Genomic DNA, 26562 nt, shown 5'->3' with positions numbered 1-26562 from the left:
TTGAGTAAGAGCTTGTAACGAAGCAATCTTACTTTTTTGGGTGAGAAATGCTTTCTCAGTAACCTTTATAGATAGAAAATTGTAGAAATTGTTTCTTGCCAGGTTCTAAGGAGAAAAGAGGTTCATGAGAAAATGTAGATCATCAAAATTTCATAATCAAGTTATTTTTATAAAGAAATATCAACATCTAAGGATAAATACTTAAACCTTAACCTTAACACTCAATAATGTGGTTTGAAATCAAAATATGTCTTCAGACAAGATACTTCTGAATCATAACTCAACAAATAGGAAGATATTCTGATGAAATTGCAACAATTTGCTTCCATAGGTGCGATAGTTCTAGCAACGATACTCTTTATGAGTGACAAGAGTCAGGCGTTTACAATAATTAGGCAGGATGCGAAGCTTGCAACGCCTGCATTAGGAACTCCTGTAATTGGCGAAAGCAGCGACGCTGGGCTGTCTAAGCCCGGTGATGTGGCAACCCTTTCTTATACACCAAGTTCTAGCTCCTCTGTGTATGCTAAGAACGACAGTACTTACAATTTCACCAAGTTTATTTACACCATTCTGCCTGGGCAAGATGCTTTCTGGGATGCCGCTTCCACGTTTGATTTTTTCAGCAGCAGTGAGGTTTCCGCTGATGGCAAAACTCTAACATTGAGTGATGGAGTATTTAGCGCTGGGGCAACAGCCCTTTTCAGTGCAGTCAGCCTTACCAATGATCCTTTGAATGCTAGGACTCCGACCCTAGTTAATGTGACTTTTGATGGTACACCTGTCCCTGAGCCCATGACAATTATAGGTACTTTGGCTGCGGGTGCTTTTGGTGTTGCATTAAAGAGAAAAAAGCTAGCTCTTACTAAGTAAAGCTTAGATGAACATCAGAGAAGCAGGTCTATTGCAAAAGCTAACTGCATAGATACACAAGCAATACAACCCTTATGCAGGAAATTTCTAACGCCTATATGAGGGTTGTTAACATAGATACAGAATAGGCTTGTTAATTTTCAATTTGCGTGGAATCATCGAGCTTGTCATTTGCCGTCACTTAACTCTTCAACTAAAATCTATAAGTAAAACCTCATAATTGAAGTTCTGAAAGGCTTTCAGCGATTGGTTTCTCCTAAAGTGGCAGAAGAGAGCTAGATTTGTCTATCCAAATCTAGCTCATTTCTATAAAAACTGCTCTTCCGTTTCCCAGTCTACCCCGCTATACCTTTGCCACTCTTGTAGTTCATCGCTCTGGGCTTGCGTTTCTTGAGAGGGATTAGTGTTGTGCTATACAAAGGCGTTTACGAAATAAGCTTGAGAAATTTAGACACTCAACGGTTGCGACTCCTCAATTGCTGCTTGCTCATTGGTTGATTGCTTGACTCTATTAAGCCATTTTTCGGCCTTTGAGTAATTATCTTTTTGTACCTGCTTGATTACTTGCTGGAAGTGTAATTGTACACCCCAAACATCTGCATGGAAACGGTTCTCTTTCTTCATTCGCTCAAAGAATTCTACCGCTTCAATGTGGGAGAGTTCACCAACCGTTTTAGCTATCACTAAAAACACCTCAAACACGTCATCAGCCATTTTGGCATCACCACAGACGTAGTAATTACATTGCGGATGATTCAAGAAATCCCAGATTTGTTCAGCTTTTTCTGCCATTAGCCCCTGAACATAGACTTTTCTATCTGTCAAGCGCGAAAAGGCAACTTCTAGGTTAGTCAGCACACCTTGATTCTGCCAATTTCCCAGTTGTTCGCCATAGAGAAAGTCATCATGATTGCGACAGCCAAAGTATAAGCAGGCATCTCCTAGCTGTGTCCCCTGGGTCTGTATAGCTTCACGATATTGGAGGAAGGCAATTAGCGGTGATACTCCTGTGCCAGGCCCCACCATCAGCATTGGTGCTTGTGGATCAGCAGGAGGACGGAAACCAGAAGTGCGAACGCCAATCCGCACTTTTGAGCCAGGTTCTAGCCCCGCTAGGTAGTTAGAACAAAGCCCTTGCCGCACTTTACCTGTGTCAGTTTGAATTTGCAACACACCAACTGTAATTTGAATCTTTTGAGGATGGAGAAGTGGACAAAACCGGACGTGTTCTCCCAGTTCGCGGAACATTTCATCTGGGTCGGTGACGTGACGGCGATCGCGCACTACCATATTATTCCAGGCAATCCGCCCTACACACTTGGAAGCATTACGCCAAGCTAACTGTGTCCCATAGGCCAATTCTTCGTAAGTGTGAGTATAAGTGCTTGTAGCTTTCACTTCGTCCTTAATTTCTTGCCATCGCCGTTCCTTATCTTCTAGTTCCCAAGCTTGTTCAGATGCAATTACCTCTAAAAATTGTTTTGCTTTTTTAAGTAATCGTTCATCATTAAGCTTAGGCAGCTTAATCACATTAATGACTCGCTCCATCAACGTTGCCCAACCCTGGCTCAACTCTGGTGTAAAGTCTGGGATATGCTTTTCCATCAAAGCAATCATGCAGTCTGTAATTGCCGGATAGGCGCAGGTGGGTACATCGGCACTACCATGTACCTGCCCCAAGAAGCGCAGTTCACGCAACATCTCATCGCTACTGCCACTTTTGAGGCAATTCACCAGAAATTCTAGTGCCTGGAACAAGTGGAGCGAAAGATAATCCATCCAAACCTGCCGTGCTTTTACCCAATAAACTTGTCCGAAATATTAACTTAGGAAAAGAAAAATGGTAAAACGTTAGATTGGGCGTCTACCATTTTCCACAATTAGTTATGATTTTAGATTATATACAAAAGTATCCACTACGAACAAAACAGATTTTAGGGATTAGTTACGAACAATTGCAATCACTGCTAAATTGCGCCTTAAAACGAAATCGATACATCAAAGCTAAACAAGAGAGTCATAAAATTAGAATTAATGCGGCTGGTGGTGGTCGTCCCGAAAAGTTATCAACCGAAGAACAAGTATGTTTATGTCTATTTTATCTAAGACAGATGCCAACATTCCAAGTATTAGGAATGCTATTTGGTGTTTCCAAAACCGAAGCTAATGATACATTTCACGACTGGATACCAATTCTTCGTGATATATTACCTGCTAGTTTATTAGAACAAGTATCAAATAATGAAAGTGATTTACTATTTGTTCAAGAAGTATTAACAAATTTTAGGCTATTAGTCGATAGCTTAGAACAGCCAATATATAGGGATTCTGACCAAAAAGAGCAACAGAAATATTTTTCTGGAAAGAAGAGACAACATACATTAAAAAGTCTGATAATTGGCATACCAGAAGGCAAAGATATTGTAGAGGTAGAAGTAGGTGTTCCTGGGCCAACAGCAGATATAAAATTGTTTCGTCAATCTCAAAATAAATTTGATAAATCTCAACCCTTTTCAGGTGATAAAGGCTTTCAAGGAGGTGAGAATATCACTACTCCTCATAAAAAGAAACCAAAACGAGAATTAACTCAACAGCAAAAAGATGAAAATAAGGCTTTATCTAGTAATCGGATATTCATTGAACATTTGATTCGATTACTTAAAATATTCCGCATAGCCTCACAAAGATTTCGCTTAAAGCTTGAGACGTATGAGCAGATTATTTTAACAGTTTGCGGATTAGTTAGGTTAAGAATTGGTAGCTTAGTTCTGCCAACTTAGCTAGTAGCAAAAATCATAAATTTTTAGAAATTAGGAGTTAATTTTTATGCCTCTAAATTATCACTAACTATCTCAAAGCCTTATAATTACGTATTTACGAAGATATCAAAGTTTTGCCCCAAAGCTTTGAACAGTCTGGCTTTGGAATTTTCGGACAAGTCTAATGATGAGGGCGCATTCCTATATCTGCGAAAAACTTGCCGTAGTCCTCAACGGTTTTGAAACCATGCGATCGCTCTGGTGGCACACCCATTAGCGGTTCTGCCACAATGTTTTGAGTCTCAGGTTGAAGTTGGTGGATGGAGCAGTCTAACAACTCATAGAAAAAGTCTGCTACGCTATCGAGTGCTTCTCCAAACATTTCACTAAGGTAGCAAGGCACAGAGCGACTGCGCTTCCATAACATCTGCAAGCCAACACTCACGTTCCCCCTGTCATTGCCCCACGCTGCCTTTATAAGAGCGATGGCTGCGCCAACGCCAAAGGCGAACGCTACAGCTTTGCAGTGATTCGATTGCTAGTGGTAAAGCCAACGCATCTATGGTGCTACTTTTTCTTTGAACAGCTTCCCAGGAGAAAACGCAGGAACTTTGGTAGCTGGGATAGTCATTGGCTCATTCGTTTTGGGATTACGCCCCTCACGTTGGGAGCGATCGCGTCGTTCAAATGACCCAAAGCCAACGAGCCAGAATACCGCGATCGCGATGTTCGTAAATTAATTGTCCTTCTTCATCAAATAGAAAAGTTCCACCTCGTTGCGTCAAATAAGATGAATCTGGGACAGCCTGGTTTTCTTTTAGGATGTAAGGATTCTTCTTGGGGTGGTACTTCTTTGTTTTTGCTCTTTTTCAGAATGTCCCTAGATGGTGGTTTCGATGAAGTCTTGCTATCTAAATCTCTGCTGACTTTTAAACGTTCTACTTCTTGCTGTAGTTCTAAGATGATTTTCTGTAATTCACGTATTACCTTGTTCTGCTCAATAATTATTTCTACCAGTTGTTCTTTTGATAACTCTTGAGTTCATCTAATAAAGCTATGAAGTTCTTACCACTTTCACCCTGCGGGTTCGCAGTCGCTTCAAGTCGGCAAAGCTGCCCAACGCGCTGCTCACCATATAAACTATCTGTCAGTACTAAGTTAAAGTTAAAACCCATTGATTCTAGTTTTTTCATCAAAATTGTAGTCTTTATTGCTTAAGTATTCTCCAATTTACTAATTTTAACTTGGACAATTGATTGCTCCTTGAGGAGAATGACCTTGTAAGGCTTGTAAAATATTTTGAGATGCTTCTATAGCGATGTCATATCGTAAATCATCCACCGCCGATCCTAAATGGGGAGTAAAAAAGGTTTTGTCTTGTTTCTCTAACAAAGATGGAGGAATTTTCGACGGGCGATCGCTCCGGGCCCAATCTTCTAGTTCAAAGACATCAGCTGCATAACCTGCTAAATGTCCAGAGGCTAAAGCATCACTCACCGCTTGTTCATCAACTACTGAACCGCGACACGGATTGATTAAGAAACTCCCTGGTTTCATACGTGCTAAAGATGTTTCATTTATCAGATGAAAGGTTTCTGGTTGCAGAGGAACCATTAGGACAACAAAATCACTGGTTGCCAATAGCGTATCTAGGGAAACCTGTGACAAGCACCAAGCGGCTACTTTTTCCTTGGGTAAAGGTATCGCATCGGTGTAAATCAAGTTCATTTCAAAACTGGAAAGCCGTTGAGCGAGGGCTTGCCCTAGACTGCCCATACCAACGATTCCCAGTGTCCGGTTTGCTAATCCCATACCGTATAGATGGGGTCGCCAACCTGCAAACGTGCCTTGACGAATCAAGCGATCGCCTGGCAACATCTGACGGGCTAATCCGATAATCAGTCCAATGGTCAACTCAGCTGTTGGCACAGCCAACAAACTAGGTACGATAGTGAACCAAATACCTTGACGAGTGCAGGCATCAACATCAAAGTTATCGTAACCCTTCAATGCTCCGGCGATAATCTTCAATTTTGGACAAGCTTTCAGAAACGCCTCATCGATTCGATCTGGCATAAAAACCATCAAAGCTTCAGCATCCTGCGCCAACTTGAGAATTTCTTCAAGCGGTAAAGTCTCTCTAGTTGGATTTGCAACGACCTCACAATACTCACTTAAGTTTGTAATAATTTCCGAGTGAACCCAGTGGGTAATAACAACTTTGGGTTTCATCAGCAACCTCCTAGTACCGCAAAGCGGAATTAAAAATTAAAAATGAATACAGCATAAGCCTTTTGTTAATTTGGAATGAGTGGTTTATTTATGCCGTGCTGTACTAAACTAAACGTTTTCTAAGATAACTACTAAAACCATCAACCAGAATGACCATAAACAAAATTACTAGCAACACTGCTGAAACTTCCCGATAATTGATCAGGCGAAGTGCGCCAATTAGCTCAAACCCGATGCCACCAGCCCCTACTGCTCCCATAACCGTGGAGGCACGAAAATTATATTCCCATCGATAAAGGGTCAGATCCATCATTTGTGGTAATACCTGCGGCAAAATTCCGTGATAGATCACTTGCACCTTGTTGGCTCCAGCAGCCCTTGCTGCTTCTAGTGGTGCTTCGTTGACCAGTTCAATATATTCTGCAAAGAATTTGCCGACCATGCCAATCGAGTGAAATCCCACCGCCAAGGTTCCGGGTAATGCCCCAAAGCCAACAGCTGCTACAAAGATAATACCCATAATTAGCTCTGGCACAGAGCGCAAGCCGTTGAGAATCAGCCGTGAAACTTGAAATAGCAAGGGATGGGGAGTTGTATTATGAGCCGCTAATAAAGATAAAGGCATCGAGAAGACAATAGCGATCGCTGTGCCTGCAACGCTCATCGCCAGCGTATCAAATAAAGGTTTGACCCAGTTTCGGGCATCACTAAAATCTGGAGGCAGCATTTGATGCAGCAAGTTTAAGATACTGGGAATCCCATCCGAAAGCCGTTTCTCGTCCCAAAGCCCAACCAGAAAGCAACATATAGCTATGGCCAAAAGTGCGATCGCCCAGGTTACTATCGTTCGATACCATTGCCGCCGTTGTTGTTTCAGTAGGTGATCAAAAGCTGGTTGGGAATTAGGAAGTGTCACGTCGCTTCGCTCCAAATTCAAAATATCAGAATACAGAATTCAGAATTCAGAATTCAGAATACTCTACTCATAAAGGGATAGAGTTTCAATCAAGAAAACTATTTATAACAAAGTAGTGAGTAAAAACAGAATTCATACTGAATTCTGATTCACTTCGACTAAGCTCAGTGACCACCTGAGTTCTGAATTCTTCTTATAAATTACTTCTGCAACTTGGCGATATCAAGATTAAGAAGTTTTGCTAAGTCTCTGATGCTATCATAATCTTTATCTTTCGCGGCTCCAAAACCATCAGCTTTGAAGGGTTTAAGAACCTCTTTATCATTCAATGCAAGAAAGGCTGCACGAATTTTTTCTTTTAGTGGCGGTGCTAAATCAGAACGCATTGTCCAGGGATATTCAGGATACTCTTTAGACTCTGCAATCACCTTGACTTTACTAGAATCAATTACTTTGCGTTCAATTAAGGATTCAAAGATGGGTTTACTCAAGCCACCAACTTGAGCATTACCATTTTGAACTGCCAATGCTACAGCATCATGTGAACCTGTGAACGCCTCTTGGTAGTCTTTTCCACCGGGTTGCAATCCGCTAGTTGCCAGCATTGATTTAGGAATCAAATGACTGGAAGTAGACGCTTGGTCTCCAAAGGCTACTGTTTTACCCTTGACTTCTGCTAGTGACTTGACACCGCTAGCTGTGTTAGCAATGATCACAGACTGATAAGTAGTTTTACCGTTTTTCTTCAAAGCTGCAAATGGCTCAATATCACTCTTTGTTTTTGCCAAAACGTAAGAGAGTGGCCCAAAATAAGCTAAATCAATACGCTTGTTACTTGCTGCCTCAATCATCGAGGAGTAGTCAGTTGTAACGACAAGTTCAATATGTTTTTGTAGCTTTGTCTCAAGATACTTTTTAAATCCTTCATTTTTTTTAATCAAACTTGAAGGAGATTCATCAGGTAATAAAGCTACTTTTAGGGTTTGAGGGTCAGCCGAATCTGATGCGACTACTGGACTATTGCCAGAAGCTGATTGCTTATTTGCAGATTGGTTGCTGGGACTTTGACAACCGATTAAGGTAGCCATGATTAGTGTCATTGAGACAAGCGATCGCTTATTTAGTAAAACAGTCATTGAGGTTATCCTAAATTAATATAAAAACAGTACAGGAAATTTAGCCATCAGGAATTAATAGTTTCCTCAAAGCCTTGATCGTGAGGACTATCTTTGTCACTATAAAGTTGCTTTAATTCGTAGCTACTGATATCTGCTGGCTTACCATCTAAGGCAACCGTTCCCTGAGATAACCCAATAATTCGATCCGCGTAAATTCTTGCGAGATCGATCTGGTGCAGACTGAGGATTGCGGAAATTCCATCTTCTTGACAAGTCTGACGCAGAAATGAGAGGACTTTATGAGCGCTAGTAGGATCGAGACTAGCAACAGGCTCATCGGCCAAAATCAATTGTGGTTTTTGTGCTAAGGCGCGTGCGATACCAACTCGTTGCTGTTGACCTCCGCTAAGAGCATCCACTCGTGTTAAAGCTTTATGCAAAAGCCCAACCCGGTCTAAACATTCTAAAGCAATATACTGATCTGCTTTGGGCAAAGGAAAGAAACTTCGGAGTGTTGAATGGTACGCTAAACGACCCACTAATACATTCCCAAGAGCCGTTTGCCGACTAATAAGTTGATGCTGCTGAAAAATCATCCCTGTGCGCTTGCGATGTTCATACAACACCTTACAATTATGTAGATTTCCTAATCCTTCAACTATCACAGTACCAGTTGTAGGGCGATTAAGATAGTTAAGACAGCGCAGTAAAGTTGATTTACCAGAACCAGATGCTCCCAAAATAACAGTGAATTGCCCTTTGATAAAGCTAAGAGAAATAGGTTTAATTCCTACTACTCCGCCTTTATAAGTCACACTTAAGTGGTCAAGCTGAATCATATTTCCTAGCCATTTTAGGGACAAAACCTAAACTTTATAGTCAACTATAGGAATCGTATTTGATTTTTGAAATTATCTACGTGGGCGGGGAGTCGGGAATAAGGAATTAGGCTTTTCGATATGTACCGGGCTTTTTCAGCAATCAATTATTAGTCCTATATTGTTATAGAAAATTGGTTTAAGTTTTGACTTTAGCTGTAGCTACCATCAATCCCCATACAACACCAAAGCGAATTTTGGTCGCACGACAAACCATAAAATTTTCATCATTAAGCAGGTAGTGAAACTGATTTTGGGTATAACACTGCTTATAAGCCGGATCAAAAACCTTAAGTACTAAATCACAGATTTTACAAACTAAATAATCTTTACACCAATCTAGAATAATGACTTTACCATCAGCCTTTAAGACACGTCTCATCTCTTTTAATACAACAAGTGGCTCATCAAAATAATGAAATGAATTAGCAGACACAATCACATCAAAACTATTACTACCAAATGGCAACCTTGATGCACTTGCCGTCTGAAATGATACTTGAGGATAAGCACTAAATTTGAGTTTAGCGTAGGCGTAGCCCGTCGTAGACATCGCCAGCATTTCCTCTGAAATATCTATACCGACAATTTGTTGCGATGAATACTCAGTTAGTAGTAAACGTTCAAACTCACCAGTACCACACGCAATATCAAGTACAGTATCTGTTGGTGATATTTCTACCCAGGTTTTAAGGAAAGACAGTGTGTTAACTATATAATTTCTCCAACGTAGATCGTAAACGGCGGCTAATTGGTTGTACTGTTTGCGAACTGTGGTTTCAGTCATGCTGGTTTCTATAATCAGGGTTTCAAGTTGGCTTATCTTTTTAAGAATTGTATTGTAATATACACCGTATTGGTTTAACAGAAGTAATTCCTATTAGGCAATCTCAATATCATTGAAGAAGAATTCAAAAGCCAAAATTCAGCAATCTTGACTTTACGTTTGTTTTGAGATGGTAAGAATAATTAACGCCTTCAGAAGAAAGGAATTAAAATGATTTTCCAACAGAATCGCATAACGCTTCTCCATTTACCAGTAGTGTGAAAAACACTGAGCGATCGCTAATTTAATTTGGGTCCTGAGTGCTGTAAGCGGTAGCGGGAAGTTTAGCCAGTGCTAAGTAAAAAATACTAGTCTATAATCCCCAATCCCTTGTTGATGTGTTCTGGTGTATGTAGTTCATGATGGCTATTTACTTTTCAAGTGGGAGAATGTACACCATTTTGGGATTAATAAATGTGAAACCTCTCTGAACAGAACAGGCTCCAAAAGGATAAAAACCATGCACCAGCAACTTTTTTACAAAGTTGTAACCAATATTTTTGGTAGAAAGACTACTTTTTTTACTTCAGTATTAGCGATCGCCATATTTGGCATGGCCTGTACTCCAACTCGTGAAAGTTCATCTGCAACTCAACCAAATACTGCTCAGTCGCCTGCTAGCACGACCACCGGAGAAGAACAAGCAACCATTACAATGGCGGTGATTCCCTGGCAGGTTTCAGCCGAACAAGAAAAGAAACTCGAACCTTTGGCTGACTATTTGTCTAAGGCACTAAAACGACCCTTTAAATTTGAAATTACTAAAGACTACGAAACAGCAATTGATTTATTGGTTAAAAAAAAGGTGGACATTGCCTACCTTGCACCTACCAGTTATATCGAAGCTCATCGCCGCGATCCTAATGTTGAGCCATTGGTTGCTCAGATTAATAAAGAAACAAAGCGACCTTGGTACACAGCTGTAATTATTGCCAACAAGACAAGTGGGATCAAAACCCTCAAGGATTTGAAGGGTAAGCGATTTGCTTTTGTCACCAAGTTATCGACATCTGGATACGTCGTACCAACAGTTCATTTTCAGGAAATAGGTATTAATCCGGAACGAGACTTTAGCTCAGTAATCTTCGCTGGCAGCCATGATAAAACAAAACAAGCTTTAGTCAGTGGAGAAGTAGATGCGATCGCAGATGATCGCCGCTCTTATACCGATCAAGTCAATGAAGGGAAGATTGATCCCAAAAAATACATAATTGTCTGGGAATCTGTCCCGCTTCCTAGCGTGCCTCTTGTTGCGTCTAGTAAAGTCTCCACCGAGTTGAAAGATAACTTGAAAAAGGCATTGATTGACGCTCCAGCCGGTCTTGTAGACCCTACAGGCGGTATTGGAGTTGGCTACACTTTGGTGCAAGACGGAGATTACGACATCGTTAGAAAGTTGCAAAAACGAGTTTCCAACAAATGAGGCTAACCAAGATATGCGGATAACGACCAAATGTATTGGGTCCTCTGTGATCGTTCTGGGATTGGTTGCCTCTACCCAAATTGGAGGCGACCTCTTTATCAGGCAAGCAGAACAAAAATCACAAGATACCCAGGCAAAAACTACTCAGGCTTTGACGACTATCCTGCAAATAAACGTCTCTTTGAATAACGAAGTAGCCGCGCTTAAGGATATGATCTTGCTCAGACGCGATGCTTCCAATCTAGTGAAATATCAGGAAGCTCTATCTGGATTTACTAAAAATTTGGCTGAGTTAAAAAATTTAAAGCCAGAAATAAATTCAGAGTTAGTCAAGATCAGCGATCGCCATAGCTTGCTTGCTAATCTAATAATCGAATTAACTAATCAATCTAACACAGATAAGCCCTTAGAATTAGCTGAATCCCAACAGGATTTTCGAGTAATCAACGCTTTTTCTCGCGATATTGAACTCTACTTAAAGTTATTAACTCAAAAGCTTCAGCAACAGGATACTTTAGCGAAGCAAGAATTTAATAATTTTAAACAGACTACTCAACTTGCCAGACAAATTCTGCTTTTGTCCATTCTTCTAGTTTTTGTAGGTCAGTTATTGCTAATCCTTTTACCAGTAATTCGCTCGATTCAAAAGCTACAACAGGGAGCAGCAAAAATTGGAGATGGAAATTTAGAATACCGCCTGAATATTCACACCGAAGACGAAATTCAAGAACTTGCAGAAGCTTTTAACCGAATGGCAGGAACTCTAGCTGAGTCCTATCGCTCCCTAGAGTTAAAAAAAGAACTTGCCGATACGGCAAATCGTGCCAAAAGTGAGTTTTTAGCTAACATGAGCCATGAGTTACGAACTCCTCTTAACGGTATCCTGGGTTATGCTCAAATTCTCCAACGAGATAAAACTTTAACTGATAAACAGCAAGACGGCTTAAGAATTATTCACCAATGTGGTTCACACCTATTAACACTAATTAACGACATTCTAGATTTATCCAAAATAGAAGCCCAGAGAATGGAACTTTACAAAAGTGACTTTCATTTTCCAGCGTTTCTCCAGAGTGTAGTAGAAATTTGCCGTATTCGTGCTGACCAAAAAGGCATTTCATTCATTTACCAACCAACTTCAGAACTACCTATTGGCATTTGGGCAGATGAAAAACGATTGCGACAAGTCTTAATTAATCTACTAGGTAATGCCATTAAATTTACCGAGAAAGGAGGAGTGAGATTTACTATTAGTTTTGTTGACCAATTCTTAGTAAATGAAAGTGATCAAAAACCAATTCATAAAATTCGATTTCAAATCATCGATACGGGAATTGGCATGAGTCAAGAACAAGTAGCAAAAATATTTTTACCATTTGAGCAAGTCGGAGAGGTTAAAAAGCAATCAGAAGGTACTGGATTAGGTTTAGCTATTAGTCAGCGAATTGTGCAATTAATGGATAGTACAATCCAAGTAAAAAGTGAAATAGGTCAAGGCAGCACTTTTTGGATTGACTTGGATTTGCAAGAATCAGTGGATTGGATGGAATCAGCTAGAGTCATGTCTGCTGACAAAATTGTCGGAATTGCCACTGGTCAAAGGAAAATCTTAATTGTGGACGATAAGTGGGAAAACCGTTCTGTTGTTATAAATCTACTAGATGAAATTGGATTTGAAATTATAGAGGCAAGTGACGGCCAAGAAGGCTTAGATAAAGCTATGCAATTTCTACCTGATTTAATCATTACAGACCTGACAATGCCCGTAATGGATGGCTTTGAATTAACACGCCGCCTCCGTCAGCAAGAGGAGTTTCAGGAGTTGATCATCATAGTTTCATCTGCTAGTGTGTTTGAATCTGATCAACACAAAAGTTTAGGAGTTGGTGCAGATGATTTTCTACCTAAACCTGTACACACTGATGATTTACTTCAGAAGTTAGAAAAATATTTACAAATTAAATGGGTTTATGAAACTGTACCAGAAAAACCTGTAAATGGGACACTAAATACTATCCATAACAAAAATAGTTCTATCGTAACTGCTGAAAGTACAATTGTTGGGATTACTGGCAATAAGCGGAAAGTTTTGATTGTAGATGACAATGAGGAAAACCGTTCTATTATTGTTAATTTATTAAGTGATATTGGTTTTGAAATAACCGAGGCAACTAATGGTCAAGACGGCTTAGCTCAAACAGTCGAGTTTAAACCTGATTTAATTATCACTGACTTGTTTATGCCAGTCATGAATGGCTTAGAAATGATCCGTAACTTGCGTATGTTGTCATTTGATAATTTACCAATAATTGTTTCATCTGCCAGTGTATTTGAATCTGACCAGCATGAGAGTTTAGAAGTAGGAGGCGACGAATTTCTGCCTAAACCAGTGCAAGCTACTGAATTGTTTCAGAAGTTACAGAAGCACTTAAAATTTGAGTGGATTTATGATTTTCCCCAGAGTCAAGAAGGAGTAAAGGAAACCCAAAATCTAAAAGTTATTTCTGCTGATTCCTCACTATCAAATACTTACTTAATTTCTCCACCACCTGAAGAAATCGAGAAACTATTTGAGTTGGCGATGAGAGGTAATATCAAAGGCATTCGAGAGCAAGCCCAAAAATTGAAACTTTTGGATGAGAAGTTTATACTATTTGCCGAACAATTAGAGCAACTTGCTAAAAGCTTTCAAATTGAAAAAATTAGGGAATTTATCCAACCATATCGAGGAGAAGAACAATGAATATACCTGTTATGGAGACAGGGGTAATTTTGATTGTGGATGATAATCCCAATAATTTGGAAGTACTATCTGAAACATTAATGGATACAGGTTGGGAGATATTGATTGCTGTGAATGGTGAAGGAGCGATCGCTCAAGCTGAATACGCTTGTCCTGATATCATACTTTTAGATGTAATGATGCCTGGAATTGACGGATTTACAGCCTGCCAGCGTTTAAAGTTAAATCCTGTAACCTGTGATATCCCCATAATTTTTATGACAGCTCTCTCTGAAACTGTCGATAAAGTAAAGGGTTTGAGTTTGGGAGCAGTAGATTACATTACTAAACCGTTTGAGCATGAAGAAGTACTGGCTCGTATCAAGACACATCTACAAATCCGTAATCTAACTAAGCAACTCCAAATTCATAATCAGCAACTTCAACAAGAAATAGCCGACCGTCTTGCAGTCGAAACCAAGTTACAAAAGCTAACTCAGGAGTTAGAGCAAAGGGTAGATGAACGTACTTTTCAACTATCTCAAGCACTTCATAATTTTCAGCAAGCTCAGGTTCGTCTGATACAACAAGAAAAGATGTCAACCCTTGGTGAATTGGTTGCTGGAATTGCTCATGAAATTAACAATCCAGTTAACTTCATTTTAGGAAATCTTAATCACGCCTCAGAATACACCCAAAATTTTATTGATTTATTTAAACTTTATCAACAATATTATCCCAATCCTGAAGGAGAAATTCAGCAAAAAATAGATGAAATTGATATTGATTTCTTAATGCAAGATTCTCCGCAAATTATGTCATCTATGTACAAAGGAACAAAGCGCCTAGCACAGATGATTCATTCACTTAGGCATTTTTCACGTCGGGATGATTCAGTAGTACAACCTATAGATATTCATGAAGGTATTGATAGCACGCTATTGATTTTACAATATCGCTTAAAAGCCAACTCAGAACGTTCTGAAATTCAGATTATTAAAGATTATGGAACTTTGCCACCTGTAGAATGTTTTCCAGGCCCACTGAATCAAGTTTTTATGAATCTCCTTGCTAATGCAATAGATGCTATAGAAGAGTCATTGATAACTAAGAGCAACTATGTTGCAAACCTTCCCCAAATTGCAGCAAATGGCGTTAATTTGTTATCGGTAGAGGATAACGGAAAAATCACGATTCGCACTGCTATACATCAACAAAGTTCAGTTGTAGTAATTAAAATTGCCGATAATGGCATCGGTATGACAGAAGAAGTCAAACAACGGTTATCTGAACCAATGTTTACTACCAAACCGGTAGGAAAGGGCACAGGGTTGGGTTTATCTATAAGTCGGCAAATTATTGAGGAGAAACATGGTGGGACTCTTTCTTTTGTCTCTGAGCCGGGGAAAAGCACAGAATTTTGTATTGAAATTCCTGTACTAAGTCAAAAAGCATAAATAACTACGCAGTTACAAAACAGTATAATCAACGTCGAAATACGGCGTGATCGCGAATCTCTACTTGGGGGATTTCTAGGATCGTTACATTATTATAGATACAGAGGCAGCTGATGATAATGAGAGTGAGTCAGTAATCGAGTCGGTTAAAGCCGCCTCTGTTGAATTGTACGCTAGTGAATGTCAGGCATCGCTAATTCTGTTGAACTCTCCCAAACTGAACTCAAAAAGCTGCAAGATAAACGTGCCAAAACCAAAACTGACTACCAAAAGCTTGTTGACTCATTGGGTGAGGCTGTTGGCTGTGTTTGTGGCTGCTTGTAGGGAAGGGAGGAAGCTGGAGGCGCAGCAGGTAAAATCTAGTGTGGTTGCTTGGTTTGAATGGGCAAGGCAGCAGCGGATTGTGAAAGCGATGTCAGGTGAGGTGGTGTATACGCCAGAAGGTGAGGCGGTGGAGTTGCTTTCGATGATGCGGCGGTATCCAGTGCGGGAGTGACATCAAAAGTTTCTAGCGATCGCTCTTCTCAATAACGACAATAAGCCAGGCTGCTTAATCTAGGAGTATTTGCTAAGTCAGTATTGGCTATCCAGCCATTACCTGATAACTCTCCAGGGAAACTTCTAGAAAGGTCGATTTCTACCCAAATATAATTTTCAGATTTGTATGACTTAACTATATTACCTGTAACCAAGTTCACAAACACGATTGTGTTTGGAGAAAGTGTTGTAATAAAATCACCTTTTGTACTTGGTTGGCGACGTATAGTTTTAGTTTGTAAAATTTGCCGACATACACTGCCAATAGTAGGTTTACTCAAAAGGTTTTGAGCGTTATTATTCGTCTGACAATATTTCAGCACAGCAGTTTGAATAAACCCTGAAGTCGGAGATTTAATTCTAACAAATCTATCTATCCTAGCTGGTATATATGCTAAAAAAATATTTGTTCGTGCCGATAATATTCTGATGGCATTGGATAATACTGAAGGTTCTTTGAAAATTGGAGTATCTACTTTAGTTGCACGACAATTCGATTGTGAGAAATTAGAGGGAATCTGTGTGATTTGAGCAAATACAGGTACATTCAGAGCGAACGTAGCAATCTTTACTAAGATAAACATATATAATAACTTCTGAAAATTCACGGTTTGTCCTTAATATCACTTACGGAAGACTGTACTTTATATTTGCAGTTCGCTAGTGTGATTCGTTCTGTCGAAACGAATAGAAATAATCGGGGATGACAGGCAAGGGAAATATTCGGGAGAAATTCCGACAGAACCTTGACAACTCAATTTTTCGTGATGGTGTAATTCCATCCCTCCAAGTGCAGGAGTGAAAGCAAGTCCCCCATTTCAGCAAAGGGGTTCTTTGTTGGGATGAAGCGGGGAATCATGGCGGTAACTGCAAGCCTAATGTGGAATCCCGCCTAGCATAGCTGGTCATGGGTAGGAATACGAATCTCTTGACTGAATCATCGTAATGCAAAACAAGCCAAAAGGCTGTCAGGCTTGTCCCAAAAGGGAAAGGATAAGTGGTTGGCTGATTAAGCGGCAGACCAATATGCACTCACAATAAACCCGGTGAAGAGAGAGAACCCTAAAACCAGCGACAAACGAAAAATTGGGAACGAAGTAACCCCCTGATGCGCTCTCAGGAAATGGTCGATTTCCTGAGTAGGTAGCCAGCCGCAAGCCTTCAAGGGGAAGGATTGCCTCAGAAGCCAAAGCCTTTGGGAAAGCCAGAGGATATGCAGACGGAGGCACGGTGACTTGGATTGTAGAGGTACTAGTAGCAATGTACACATCTAAAACGAGTTTCAAGACTACGGTGGAATGGAATGCTATCCCCTGGCGAAAGCTGGAAAGGAAAGTATTCAAGTTGCAAAAGCGTATCTACAAAGCCTCTCAGCGTGGTGATGTCAAAGCAGTTCGTCAACTTCAAAAAACGTTGTTGCACTCCTGGTCAGCAAAGTGTTTGGCGGTTCGTAGGGTAACACAAGACAACCGAGGTAAGAAGACGGCAGGAGTGGACGGGTTGAAAAACTTGTCCCCAAAAGCACGTCTTATCTTAGTACATTCCCTGAAGCTAGGTGAAAAAGCCGCTCCCACTCGAAGGGTGTGGATACCAAAACCCGGCTCAAAGGGAGAAAAAAGACCCCTTTCTATACCCACTCTGTACGACCGCGCCTTGCAATCGCTAGTAAAACTAGCCCTAGAACCTGAATGGGAAGCTCGCTTCGAGCCAAACTCATTCGGTTTTCGACCAGGAAGAAACGCCCATGATGCGATTAAGGCAATATTCAACACTATTAAGTTTAAACCTAAATATGTGTTGGATGCCGATATTGCGAAATGTTTTGACAAAATTAATCACAATGTTCTGCTGTCAAAATTAAATACATTCCCTACCATTTGCCGACAAATTCGTGCATGGTTGAAAGCGGGAGTGATTGATTTCTCTGAATATGCTTTAAGAGAGAAATCTGACAACATAACATCAATGGGTGTTCCACAAGGGTGTACGATTTCGCCATTATTAGCGAATATAGCCCTTCACCGCATGGAAAATCGAATTAAACAAGTTGCTCTTACTTTACCTGGACGTAAAACAGGGAATTGTAAAGCAATAAGCTTAATCCGGTTTGCAGATGATTTTGTGATTCTGCATAAAGACCTTGCCGTTATCCAAAGATGTCAGCAGATTATGGCAGAGTGGTTAAACGAATTGGGGCTAGAATTAAAACCAAGTAAAACCCATATTTCTCATACACAAAATATGTATGAAGGTAACGTTGGTTTCGACTTTTTGGGTTTCACTGTTCGACAATTCCCGGTAGGAAAATATCATAGTGGTAAAAGCTCAAACGGAAAATTACTTGGTTACAAAACTCTTATTACTCCAAGCAAAACAAAGCTGAGGACACACACGCAGAAGATAGGTAAATTGATTGATGGGCATAAATCAGTACCACAATCTGATTTAATCGCTCATCTGAATCCCGTCATCCGTGGATGGACAAACTACTACTCAGGTGTCGTCAGTAAACGCATATTTAATCAGGCTGATACAACTTTATTCAGCCAGCTAAAAGCATGGGCAGAACATCGTCACCCTAATAAATCTTCCCGATGGAGTTGCCAAAAGTATTGGCAAACTGTAGGGTCTGATAATTGGGTATTTAAACCCCATAACCAGAAGATTCGCTTACTCAAGCACCGTGAAACTCCTATTGTGAGACACATACAAGTGCAAGGAATCCGTAGCCCATTTGATGGTGACTGGGTGTACTGGAGTTCCAGAATGGGTAAACATCCTGAAGCGCCAACAAGGGTGGCAACACTTTTGAAGATACAAAAAGGAAAGTGTACTCATTGTGGACTGTTTTTTCACCATGAAGACTTGATGGAAATCGACCATAAAATCCCCCGCTCCCAAGGCGGTAAGGATAGTTATGATAACCTTCAATTACTTCATGGACATTGCCATGATGCTAAAACGGCAGCCGATAAAGTTGCTGTTACAGTTCCAGAAATAGATGAGGATTATCTCAACTGTAATCCCTTTTAACTTGGAATTTATAGGTGTGTTTGTCAAGCACCAAATCATCGAGGAGCCGTGTGAAGTTAACGTTTCATGCACGGTTTTGTAGCCGAGTCAGGGGGGTGACTTCCTGGCTTAGGCATCCCTCTACTGAGAATACCTGAAAGTGAAGGCGTTGGAGCGATCGCTATAGTAAATTTTTAACAGTCTGTTAGCCCCATCTCTTCAATATCCACACTATGAAAATTACTTAATTGAGCAACTTAAGTATTTTCTTGATTTACATTGCAAAGTTGCCAACGCCAAGGATGTTGATGGATTTGTTCGCTGGAGTTGAGGTGACGGGAACTGAGCCGGTTGTTCAAGTGGTAAGCGTTAGCCATGCCGTTAGGCTTATCGCCGATTTCTCAAAACGCAATGCATCTCATATTAAAGGTATCTTAAATCTCACCATCCCCCTTGACGAGTCCCCAATCTGGATTTTAGGGCAGTATTTCTCACAACTTGGTTTATCTACCGAATCGCGGCGACCTGTGGAATCCGGGAAGCGTGTTAGGTACTATCGGCTCAATACTGAGGATGTCGTGTTTACTCAACAGGTATTGGAGTACCGCCAAAGGCAACGGGAAGAGAAGGAACTCAAGCAGCAGCAGGAGCAAGAGCGTCATGCAGCTTACGCAGCTAGGATGCAAGCTCAGTACGGAGGCAGGGGAGCAGGGGGCAGGAGGAAGAAAACATAGCAAAAGGAAAAACTTTACCGCAAAATTCTCTCCCTTGCTCCCTGCCCCCCGCCCCCTTGCCTGATTTCGCGCCGTCTATACCCCCCAATAGTGAAGATGGAAGCAATAATTGGGGGGGTATAGACGGACAATCAAACCACGAATAAATACTTAACGATAATTGGTGGAACAGAGTAAAATATTACGCTCAATTAGTGACTAAGTAAGTAAAATACGGAATGCTCACAAGTAACCAGCAGTGGGGTGTGATGCTTGAGTTCGAGGAGGTCAGCCCAGACAGATTTGCTCAACTGGTGTCAGATGCGCCACAGTGGATGGAGTGGATAGCTTGATCTGCACCAGGTATAGACTAATTAACTATTGTTGGTCGGCGTATCCATTACGAACGATATAGTTTGACCTACTTTGCCTGTTAAACACGCATCATCAGCAGAATTTTTCACCGTCGCAAGAGCGACGGTGAAAAATTCTGCTGGTTTTTAGAATCCGATAAATCAACTCGGCATTAGCTTCCGAAAGGGCGGTATACGCATTGCAAAAAGCCTTTTGTACTGGTTGGAGTATTGCTAATGGCAGTTGGAAAAAACAACTGCAATCTTTTCCAGCTAACATTTTAAAGCTAGTTATTTTCAATTTCTTTGACACATCCCAATTTTATTTGTAAATCATTTCTATAACTGTCACACAGATGACCAGATATTGCCTTCAAATGAGCTTTGAAAGCTGCTTTCCTTTTGATATACTCTTCAATCCCAGTAACGCTTTCTCTCAATTTCTTTAGCTCTTCCACTTCTTGCTGAACATTTACTGTTTCTTTGTAATCAAAAACTGTATTATTTGCTACTATTTTTACTGATTTTACTTGAGTAAACTGCGTCCACAGTCCTGACTGATTGGTAAGCTGTAAATTCATTGCATTTACATTAGTCATGGTTTTCTTAACCAAATCTGGAGAGAGTTTTTACTTGACAATAACTTACAACTAACAGTTTATTTAACAGCCTGTCAACGATTTTAAAAAAGCTCCTACTTTTCCTACTTTTCCTACTTTTCTCCTCTTTTGGAGTCGCGGCAGCATTTGCACTGCTATTAAGTGTGCTATCACAATCAAATTTTGCCAGATTTCTAGACTTTTTAAAAATATCGTTTATTCCTTAAGAGTCAAAACACTTTTAATGTAATTGCGATCGCCATATTCGCCGTTAAACACAGTGTTAAATCCAGCATTCCGCACTTCAAGATATAATCGGGAGTAGAGGTGACAGCAACTGAGCCAGTTGTTGAAGCGGAGAAATTTACTCAGTTGGTGACAGCTGCTCCCAATTGGGTGGAGTGGATGGGGTGAAAAATTTGGTTATTATTGCGATACACTCACTTGTTCCTTATAGCTAACTTAAATTAGTTCCCCAAACCCTCACTCTACAGCAAGGGTTTTAAGTTGGGTAAGGTCACCAAATAACTATTGCGACATTAATTCAACATTACTGATTAGAAAACGCCTAGTATTACGGGGACGGAACCGCTACTCGATTGCTAGGAACAATTTGTGGCTGATATGAAAATACTTCTCGGCTACGAGGATCGACACCCACCTTGAGCCACTGTACGTCGTTGGTGCCGTTTCCCTGATTGTCGCCAAATGTCTCAACGCGAGTGAAATTCTCTAGCCGTCTTCCTTGAGAATCTAGAAATGGCTTGTCTATGCGGAAGTAATGCGAATCGCCGTGTACATATGCAACTGGCTTACGGAAAGCAATCACCTCATCGCGCAACGCTAATAAAAAGTCTTTGAAACCATCAGGCTGCCCATCGGTTTGCACGAGCGTCCTTGGATTACGCAAAGGCGCTCTGGTGGAGTCGCTCAGATCCCACCCCGGATCTGCCTGAGAGATTAACATCACCCCAGCTGAGTTACGTTCTTTTGCCACTCTAAAAGACTCTTTGAGCCATGCAATATTCGCTGCGTTTCGCGCCGCGTACTCCTCTGGGTCAGGCACACTGTCGCATAGATTGTTGCACGAGCCTTGGATGTTGAATGTCGCATAGGTTACCCTGCCAACCGTCCAGCGGCGGTTTTCAACACAGGGTACTGCACCGTTGACACCGAGGCACAGTGGTAGCGTCTGCACCTCCTGAGCTAGCCGACGTTGCCCCAGAGAGAAATTCGTATTGAAAAATACCTGACGCTCGTAGTCAAGGCGCTCTAGTGAGTTAAATCCGCCATTTGAAGGGCGATCGCAGTCTGTCCAATCGTTATCCCCTGGAGTGAAGGCTGCTGGTGCCTCCAGAGTGCTGAAGTAACCGAGCGCCTTGGTGTACAGTGCGTTGTCACAAAGGCTATTAGAACCGGCTTTAAGATCACCATCATGGACAGTGAAAGAAAGTTTCTGCGAATTCATGTCCTCGATTAGTCTTGTTACCCCAACTTCCTGCGCAGCTGAGTAGGGTAAATCACCCCAAAGTCCAATATAGTATGGCGCGTTCGCGTTCGCGTTCTCGTTCTCTCCAGCTACTACCAAATTGCTGCTGACAGATGTCAAAAACGGTAAGGTTAGACCCAGTAAACACATTTTCCGTAGCAAATCTACAATACCGATGCGTCGAAACACTGAGTAGTTAAACTTGGCCATCATCATATCCTCAATATATTGCGGAATCCGTGAGAGCATTTTGGATAAATAGTTTTTGCACACACCATTCCAATCAGCAATTTAGACTACCGGATTGTTGATAGCAGATAGGTTATGAATGGGTTATGAGTGGGATATAAGGGAAGAGCGATCGCCCGCCCGAAAGTTAGTTATTGAGGTCAATTGGATGAAAGCTTGGCTGTCTGACACTAACGAGTGATCAGCAGTGGGGCGTGATGTTAGAGTTCGAGTCGGTTGAATCGGAGAAGTTTGGTCAATTGATTGCATCTGCTCCTGATTGGGTGGAATGGATGGGGTGAGAAAGCCCTTGCTACAAAGAAAGCTGCATCTCCGACAAAATAAGGAATCGCGTTGTCTGTTTACTTGCTTTTCACCAACGACTGATAATTAAATCTCTACTGGTTCTTGGTCAAATTTTCGCATCGATAGAGAAGGTAGGATCATACACATTGCCCAACAGAACGGGGCGAATTGCTCCCAAAAAAGCGACTAACCCTTGTCCCAATGCACTATATGTGCTAGAGGTGTTTTTAATTGAAGGCCCAATTACAGAGGAATTTGCAGTTCTAAATCTAGTGGTTTCTCGAAAAATTGAGATTGAAGGCAGCAATACTTTGTAGGATCTACATAAAATTATTTTCAAAGCATTTGACCTTGTTTATTGAAGCACGTACTATTCAAACTACTCTGTGGAATTTTATCATCGGACAGCAACATCCAGAGAGTCTTGAGCGTTTAGAAACTAGGCTGCAATGGCTTCACACTCGTTTCCGTGATTGTTATTAATTTATAAGTTTTGAAACTGAATAATTATTTATGCCTATTGAAAAGGGTTCTGTTTTAAATCTTTTTGTTAAACAGCAACATAAAGCAGCAATGAAAGAAGTTGAGGAAATCAACTTAAAAAGAGGTCATGGTATTGAAGGAGATATTAATGCAAATCCTAGCAGCCCTAGACAAGTCTTAGTTATAAGATATGAAAATATTGTAGATTTGGCAATTCCACCAGGAGGATTACGAGAGAATATTGTCATAACTGGGATAAAACCTGAGAATTTTGCTCCTGGTTCTCTCATAAGTTTTGATAGTGGGGCTGCTATTCGTTTGACTTTCCATTGTGAGCCATGCAAACATATAGCCCATTTGGTTGATTCCTTAAAGCGTCTTCAAGCTAAAAGAGGCATTTTAGGTGTGGTTATCAATTCAGGTATAATTAATGTTGGAAATCATGTTCAGATTCAAACTGATAAATTTCCTGCCTTGCCTGAAAGTCCTTATGCACGATTTCTTGAATTTATCGTCAAAGTACCAGCAGGCAAAGTAGTAACTTACAAACAGATAATTCAAGCTATCGGAGTAGATAACAGCTACCTGAGAGCTATTCCTATTTATCTGAAAAAAACATCTGCTGATGATTACCCAATTCATAGAATTTTAGATTCTCAAGGTTATTTAATAAAATATACTCCCAATCAAAAGCATAAATTAGAGTCTGAAGGTATTCAAATTCTGAATAAATTAGATTTAGCTACTAGTTCAATTAGATATTCTGTAGATTATAGTAAATATTCAAACAAAGATATAAACATTTATCTTGATTAAAAATATAAGTTACTTTTAAATATCGATATTAACTAATTTAGAAAAATATAAAAATTTAATCATGGGAAACTATAGATAAGTTCGACTAATTCTAATTCTACACAATTTTTGTTTGCCAGGATTGAGACGATGTTATTAAGATTGCTATAAATAAAATAAAAGAGAAAAGTATGATTGACCATAATCGCCTCTTTAAAGAATTATTATCTACATTTTTTATTGAGTTTCTCAATTTATTTCTACCTCAAGTAGCCAGCCAAATAGACCGCGATTCCATTCAGTTTTTACCCCAGGAAGTATTTACTTATGTTACCTCTGGAGAGAGAAAAGAAATTGACTTACTCGCAATCTGCTGTATTTTTTAATTCACGTTGAAAATCAGTCTTATACTCGGTCAGAATTTCCCAAGCGGATGTTTAAATATTTTGCACGTCTTTTAGAGAAATATGATTTACCGATTTACCCGATGGTAATTTTTTCATTTGATGAACCACTACGCGCCGAACCTCAAAATTATCGTGTTACGTTTGCTAGCGACGCTTAAGTTAGACCCAGCACGTATGCAATTGATTTCTGAATTTGTTGATACGTATTTACGGCTGGATGATACCGAGAAACAGGTCTTTCAAGCGGCAATCAGTACAATGGGGTTAGAGGAACAGGAGGAAATTATGGAGATTGTCACCAGTTGGCAACAGGAAGCTTTGGAAAAAGTTGCAGTAAACTTATTGCGCGAGGGTATAGCAACTGAAGTTATTGTGCGAGTCACAGGGTTAACTTTAGAGCAAGTGCAGCAGTTACAGATACAGCTGTCTCAAGAAAATCAACCTCAGTAAACTTTTTGTGCTAATTTACACCAAAAAAAATACTCTTTTGTGTTTCCAAGACTGATATCACTCGAAAGCCGCCGATTCGTATACTTACTTATGGCGGACACTCAGATGCTTTGATAAAAAAAAACTATAAAAAGCTTAGTATTGGGCTGCGGTGTATGATCATTGAGGTGTCTTTTTTCGCATTGTCTTAAGTACTTTGAAAGTTATATTTTAAACTTTAAATTTACATACGTGTTTCATGCCTCGAAAAACTACAGTTTCATCGCAATCAATTAAAGCAACCCCCCTGGCTCTGTCTCAATTACATATCCGCTTAGAGTTTCTGGAAAAAGAACACCAATCGCTACTTAAGCAGATCAAGAGAAAGCGCACAGAACTAAAGAACTTTGTCGAACAGATGCGTTGTTTTGGCACAGAATTTATCAATAGAGCTACTCCCAATTTCCAAAAAATGGCTGAGTTAGACCAGGAAATCCATGCTCTGTTTGAGGAAATTTTTACTACTAGAAAGTTTGGTAAGCAAACCCTTAAGAATATAGAAGCAGTTTACCGTAACTTACAGATAACTGGAGTCATCACTGTAAAACCCAATAGCCAACAGTTAGATACAGAGTTAGACGAATCATTTGAAAATGAAGATTCCCAATCAGATTTTTCAAGCTCTACTAGTGAAGAGCAGCATCAATATTGGCAATCGCAACAGCCTGTAGAATCTCCCTCTGTAGCCAGAACAGATGACCAAAGAAAAATTCGTCAAACATTTTTGAAATTAGCTGAAATCTTTCACCCTGATAAAGCCAGAGACAGTGAAACACAGAAGTATCACACAGAAATTATGAAATCAATCAATAAAGCCTACCAAGAGGGGGATTTAGCAAGACTTCTTGAAATTGAACGAAGTCACCAATCTGGGGAAGTAATTGACAATAATAGCGAGGATGATTTAACTCGTAGATGCCGAACTCTAGAACAGCACAATCAAATTCTCCTGGCTCAATACGAAAACTTGAAACAGGAACTGCGTTTGACAAAAAATACTCCAGAAGGAACGATGGTTACTGATTCTCGGAAAGCTGCTAAAAAAGGTATTGACGCTATGGCTGCGATCGTAGAAACAATGGAATCTCAAATTAACGTCGTTTCTGGGATTCGGGATTTTGTTAAGGATTTTAGAGAACAGAAAATCACTATTAAAGAATTTCTCGCTGGCCCACCACCTCTGTACTCCTTAGACGAGTCAATTATGGAAGATATTTTGGAGCAGATGTTGTCACAATTAATGAGATAGTAATTGATTTTTACTAAAAATTAAGAGGATGTTTTAAAAGCGTGGGTTCTTGTACAAAAGCTCACATTGATAATGTGGTAACAAGCGCCAATATTGACCATCTAGCGGCACTGTTCATAATCTATACTCAGGCTAGGAGAATTGATAACTCTTAGTTAGACGCGATTAGATAAATAAAAAATCTATGTAAATATAGCTGAGACAACTTGCTAGATGTTAGAGGATGTCTGAAAAGTTTTTAATGGGTGATTTTAATCACGCAAGTTGTTTGAGCATCAGACGAATCATCGCAATGTCAACAAAAGTTTCTGTTGTTTCTGGTAAGATTTCATAATCCTTACTTAATCGCCGACACCAGTTAAACCAACCAAAAGTCCTCTCAACAAGCCAGCGTTTAGGTAATACGACAAAACCCTTCTGTTCTTCGTGGCGGGTAACAACACTTAAAATCCATCGATAGGCATCAATAACCCAATGCTGAAAATTTTGCCCCCGATATCCGCCATCAACCCAAATCTTGATTAAACGACGGAAGCGATGGCGGACTTGATCGAGTTTGGAAAAAACGAGTTTGGCACCTGCTTGATAAATAAGTACTTTACCTGATAATAATGTAAAGAATAGTTGCTAAATAACCTTATTAGATACCAGATAGTGATAACTTCTTGAGCTTGATATATTAAGATTTGATTTTTGAA

27 protein-coding genes and 3 pseudogenes are annotated in these 26562 nt (G+C 40.2%); 14 read left to right on the top strand and 16 right to left on the bottom strand.

Annotation, left to right across the window (positions count from 1 at the left end; genetic code table 11):
- The first annotated feature begins 303 nt into the window (after window positions 1-303).
- Entirely contained in the window at window positions 304-873 is a 570-nt protein-coding gene (locus WKK05_RS14885) for a PEP-CTERM sorting domain-containing protein (RefSeq protein WP_341530404.1), read from the top strand.
- A 447-nt stretch (window positions 874-1320) separates the two neighbouring features.
- Here the strand turns inward: WKK05_RS14885 and WKK05_RS14880 are convergent, their stop codons facing one another.
- Entirely contained in the window at window positions 1321-2652 is a 1332-nt protein-coding gene (locus tag WKK05_RS14880; RefSeq protein ID WP_341530403.1) for a nitric oxide synthase oxygenase, read from the bottom strand.
- A 107-nt stretch (window positions 2653-2759) separates the two neighbouring features.
- Between WKK05_RS14880 and WKK05_RS14875 the strand changes: the two genes are divergently transcribed.
- The gene (locus WKK05_RS14875) at window positions 2760-3653 is read left to right on the top strand and encodes a transposase family protein (protein ID WP_341525207.1); all 894 of its coding nucleotides are present in this window, start codon (window positions 2760-2762) and stop codon (window positions 3651-3653) included.
- A 160-nt stretch (window positions 3654-3813) separates the two neighbouring features.
- On the opposite strand, the gene WKK05_RS14870 is transcribed toward WKK05_RS14875, so the two are convergent.
- From WKK05_RS14870 to WKK05_RS14825, 10 genes and pseudogenes are all read right to left on the bottom strand, one after another.
- Window positions 3814-4077, bottom strand: a complete 264-nt coding sequence (locus tag WKK05_RS14870) for a hypothetical protein (protein WP_341530402.1) — start codon at window positions 4075-4077, stop codon at window positions 3814-3816.
- Window positions 4078-4191: 114 nt separating this feature from the next.
- Window positions 4192-4338, bottom strand: a pseudogene (locus WKK05_RS14865) (HU family DNA-binding protein); the annotation flags it as partial.
- Window positions 4316-4456: pseudogene (locus tag WKK05_RS14860) on the bottom strand (AhpC/TSA family protein); the annotation flags it as partial. The pseudogenes WKK05_RS14860 and WKK05_RS14865, both read right to left, overlap by 23 nt.
- A pseudogene (locus WKK05_RS14855) lies at window positions 4440-4649 on the bottom strand (IS66 family transposase); the annotation flags it as partial. The pseudogenes WKK05_RS14855 and WKK05_RS14860, both read right to left, overlap by 17 nt.
- Complete coding sequence (locus WKK05_RS14850; protein ID WP_341530401.1) at window positions 4643-4825, bottom strand: hypothetical protein; 183 nt, start codon at window positions 4823-4825, stop codon at window positions 4643-4645. The gene WKK05_RS14850 and the pseudogene WKK05_RS14855, both read right to left, overlap by 7 nt.
- Window positions 4826-4871: 46 nt before the next feature.
- Window positions 4872-5864, bottom strand: coding sequence for a phosphonate dehydrogenase (locus WKK05_RS14845; protein ID WP_341530400.1), 993 nt, complete (start codon window positions 5862-5864; stop codon window positions 4872-4874).
- Window positions 5865-5967: 103 nt separating this feature from the next.
- The gene (phnE, locus tag WKK05_RS14840) at window positions 5968-6708 is read right to left on the bottom strand and encodes a phosphonate ABC transporter, permease protein PhnE (RefSeq protein WP_343224892.1); all 741 of its coding nucleotides are present in this window, start codon (window positions 6706-6708) and stop codon (window positions 5968-5970) included.
- 272 nt (window positions 6709-6980) lie between these two features.
- Window positions 6981-7916: a phosphate/phosphite/phosphonate ABC transporter substrate-binding protein gene (gene phnD / locus WKK05_RS14835; RefSeq protein ID WP_341530398.1), complete on the bottom strand. Its 936-nt coding sequence runs from the start codon at window positions 7914-7916 to the stop codon at window positions 6981-6983.
- A 47-nt stretch (window positions 7917-7963) separates the two neighbouring features.
- Window positions 7964-8737, bottom strand: coding sequence for a phosphonate ABC transporter ATP-binding protein (gene phnC, locus WKK05_RS14830; RefSeq protein ID WP_341530397.1), 774 nt, complete (start codon window positions 8735-8737; stop codon window positions 7964-7966).
- Window positions 8738-8915: 178 nt separating this feature from the next.
- Window positions 8916-9563 (bottom strand): class I SAM-dependent methyltransferase, encoded by a 648-nt coding sequence (locus tag WKK05_RS14825; RefSeq protein WP_341530396.1) that lies wholly within the window; start codon window positions 9561-9563, stop codon window positions 8916-8918.
- A 499-nt stretch (window positions 9564-10062) separates the two neighbouring features.
- Here WKK05_RS14825 and WKK05_RS14820 point away from each other — a divergent pair, with 499 nt between their 5' ends.
- From WKK05_RS14820 to WKK05_RS14805, 4 genes are all read left to right on the top strand, one after another.
- Window positions 10063-11025 carry a phosphate/phosphite/phosphonate ABC transporter substrate-binding protein gene (locus tag WKK05_RS14820; RefSeq protein WP_341530395.1) on the top strand — a complete coding sequence of 321 codons (963 nt, stop codon included), beginning with the start codon at window positions 10063-10065 and terminating at the stop codon, window positions 11023-11025.
- Between the two features lie 13 nt (window positions 11026-11038).
- The gene (locus tag WKK05_RS14815) at window positions 11039-13768 is read left to right on the top strand and encodes a response regulator (RefSeq protein ID WP_341530394.1); all 2730 of its coding nucleotides are present in this window, start codon (window positions 11039-11041) and stop codon (window positions 13766-13768) included.
- Complete coding sequence (locus tag WKK05_RS14810; RefSeq protein WP_341530393.1) at window positions 13765-15204, top strand: response regulator; 1440 nt, start codon at window positions 13765-13767, stop codon at window positions 15202-15204. The genes WKK05_RS14815 and WKK05_RS14810 overlap by 4 nt, the downstream gene beginning before the upstream one ends.
- 244 nt (window positions 15205-15448) lie before the next feature.
- Window positions 15449-15700: a hypothetical protein gene (locus tag WKK05_RS14805; RefSeq protein WP_341530392.1), complete on the top strand. Its 252-nt coding sequence runs from the start codon at window positions 15449-15451 to the stop codon at window positions 15698-15700.
- A 28-nt stretch (window positions 15701-15728) separates the two neighbouring features.
- Here the strand turns inward: WKK05_RS14805 and WKK05_RS14800 are convergent, their stop codons facing one another.
- Entirely contained in the window at window positions 15729-16325 is a 597-nt protein-coding gene (locus WKK05_RS14800; RefSeq protein WP_341530391.1) for a hypothetical protein, read from the bottom strand.
- Window positions 16326-17001: 676 nt separating this feature from the next.
- Between WKK05_RS14800 and ltrA the strand changes: the two genes are divergently transcribed.
- A complete protein-coding gene (gene ltrA / locus WKK05_RS14795; protein ID WP_341525366.1) occupies window positions 17002-18774 on the top strand; it encodes a group II intron reverse transcriptase/maturase in 1773 nt (590 codons plus the stop codon).
- Between the two features lie 248 nt (window positions 18775-19022).
- Complete coding sequence (locus tag WKK05_RS14790) at window positions 19023-19487, top strand: hypothetical protein (protein WP_341530390.1); 465 nt, start codon at window positions 19023-19025, stop codon at window positions 19485-19487.
- Between the two features lie 619 nt (window positions 19488-20106).
- Here WKK05_RS14790 and WKK05_RS14785 read toward each other — a convergent pair.
- The 3 genes from WKK05_RS14785 to WKK05_RS14775 all read right to left on the bottom strand — a co-directional run bounded on the left by WKK05_RS14785 (window position 20107) and on the right by WKK05_RS14775 (window position 22405).
- Window positions 20107-20418: a hypothetical protein gene (locus WKK05_RS14785; RefSeq protein WP_341530389.1), complete on the bottom strand. Its 312-nt coding sequence runs from the start codon at window positions 20416-20418 to the stop codon at window positions 20107-20109.
- A 574-nt stretch (window positions 20419-20992) separates the two neighbouring features.
- The gene (locus WKK05_RS14780; protein WP_341530388.1) at window positions 20993-22156 is read right to left on the bottom strand and encodes a hypothetical protein; all 1164 of its coding nucleotides are present in this window, start codon (window positions 22154-22156) and stop codon (window positions 20993-20995) included.
- Between the two features lie 84 nt (window positions 22157-22240).
- Entirely contained in the window at window positions 22241-22405 is a 165-nt protein-coding gene (locus WKK05_RS14775) for a hypothetical protein (RefSeq protein WP_341530387.1), read from the bottom strand.
- Window positions 22406-22587: 182 nt separating this feature from the next.
- On the opposite strand from WKK05_RS14775, the gene WKK05_RS14770 reads away from it, so the two are divergent.
- The 6 genes from WKK05_RS14770 (at window position 22588) to WKK05_RS14745 (ending at window position 25864) form a co-directional block, all read left to right on the top strand.
- Window positions 22588-22758, top strand: coding sequence for a hypothetical protein (locus WKK05_RS14770; protein ID WP_341530386.1), 171 nt, complete (start codon window positions 22588-22590; stop codon window positions 22756-22758).
- Between the two features lie 34 nt (window positions 22759-22792).
- The gene (locus WKK05_RS14765) at window positions 22793-22924 is read left to right on the top strand and encodes a hypothetical protein (protein WP_341530385.1); all 132 of its coding nucleotides are present in this window, start codon (window positions 22793-22795) and stop codon (window positions 22922-22924) included.
- A gap of 30 nt (window positions 22925-22954) precedes the next feature.
- Window positions 22955-23740: an MGMT family protein gene (locus WKK05_RS14760; protein ID WP_341530384.1), complete on the top strand. Its 786-nt coding sequence runs from the start codon at window positions 22955-22957 to the stop codon at window positions 23738-23740.
- A 170-nt stretch (window positions 23741-23910) separates the two neighbouring features.
- On the top strand, window positions 23911-24105 hold the full coding sequence (locus tag WKK05_RS14755; protein ID WP_341530383.1) for a hypothetical protein: 195 nt from the start codon (window positions 23911-23913) through the stop codon (window positions 24103-24105).
- A gap of 120 nt (window positions 24106-24225) precedes the next feature.
- Entirely contained in the window at window positions 24226-24576 is a 351-nt protein-coding gene (locus WKK05_RS14750; protein ID WP_341530382.1) for a hypothetical protein, read from the top strand.
- Between the two features lie 238 nt (window positions 24577-24814).
- Entirely contained in the window at window positions 24815-25864 is a 1050-nt protein-coding gene (locus WKK05_RS14745; RefSeq protein ID WP_341530381.1) for a J domain-containing protein, read from the top strand.
- A 255-nt stretch (window positions 25865-26119) separates the two neighbouring features.
- On the opposite strand, the gene WKK05_RS14740 is transcribed toward WKK05_RS14745, so the two are convergent.
- Window positions 26120-26455: a transposase gene (locus WKK05_RS14740; RefSeq protein ID WP_341531091.1), complete on the bottom strand. Its 336-nt coding sequence runs from the start codon at window positions 26453-26455 to the stop codon at window positions 26120-26122.
- Window positions 26456-26562 lie beyond the last annotated feature (107 nt).

This window comes from Nostoc sp. UHCC 0302, from assembly GCF_038096175.1.
Taxonomy (GTDB): Bacteria; Cyanobacteriota; Cyanobacteriia; order Cyanobacteriales; family Nostocaceae; genus UHCC-0302.
The sequence above is the reverse complement of the archived record's forward strand: the minus strand, read 5'-3'. Positions and strand labels throughout refer to the sequence as shown.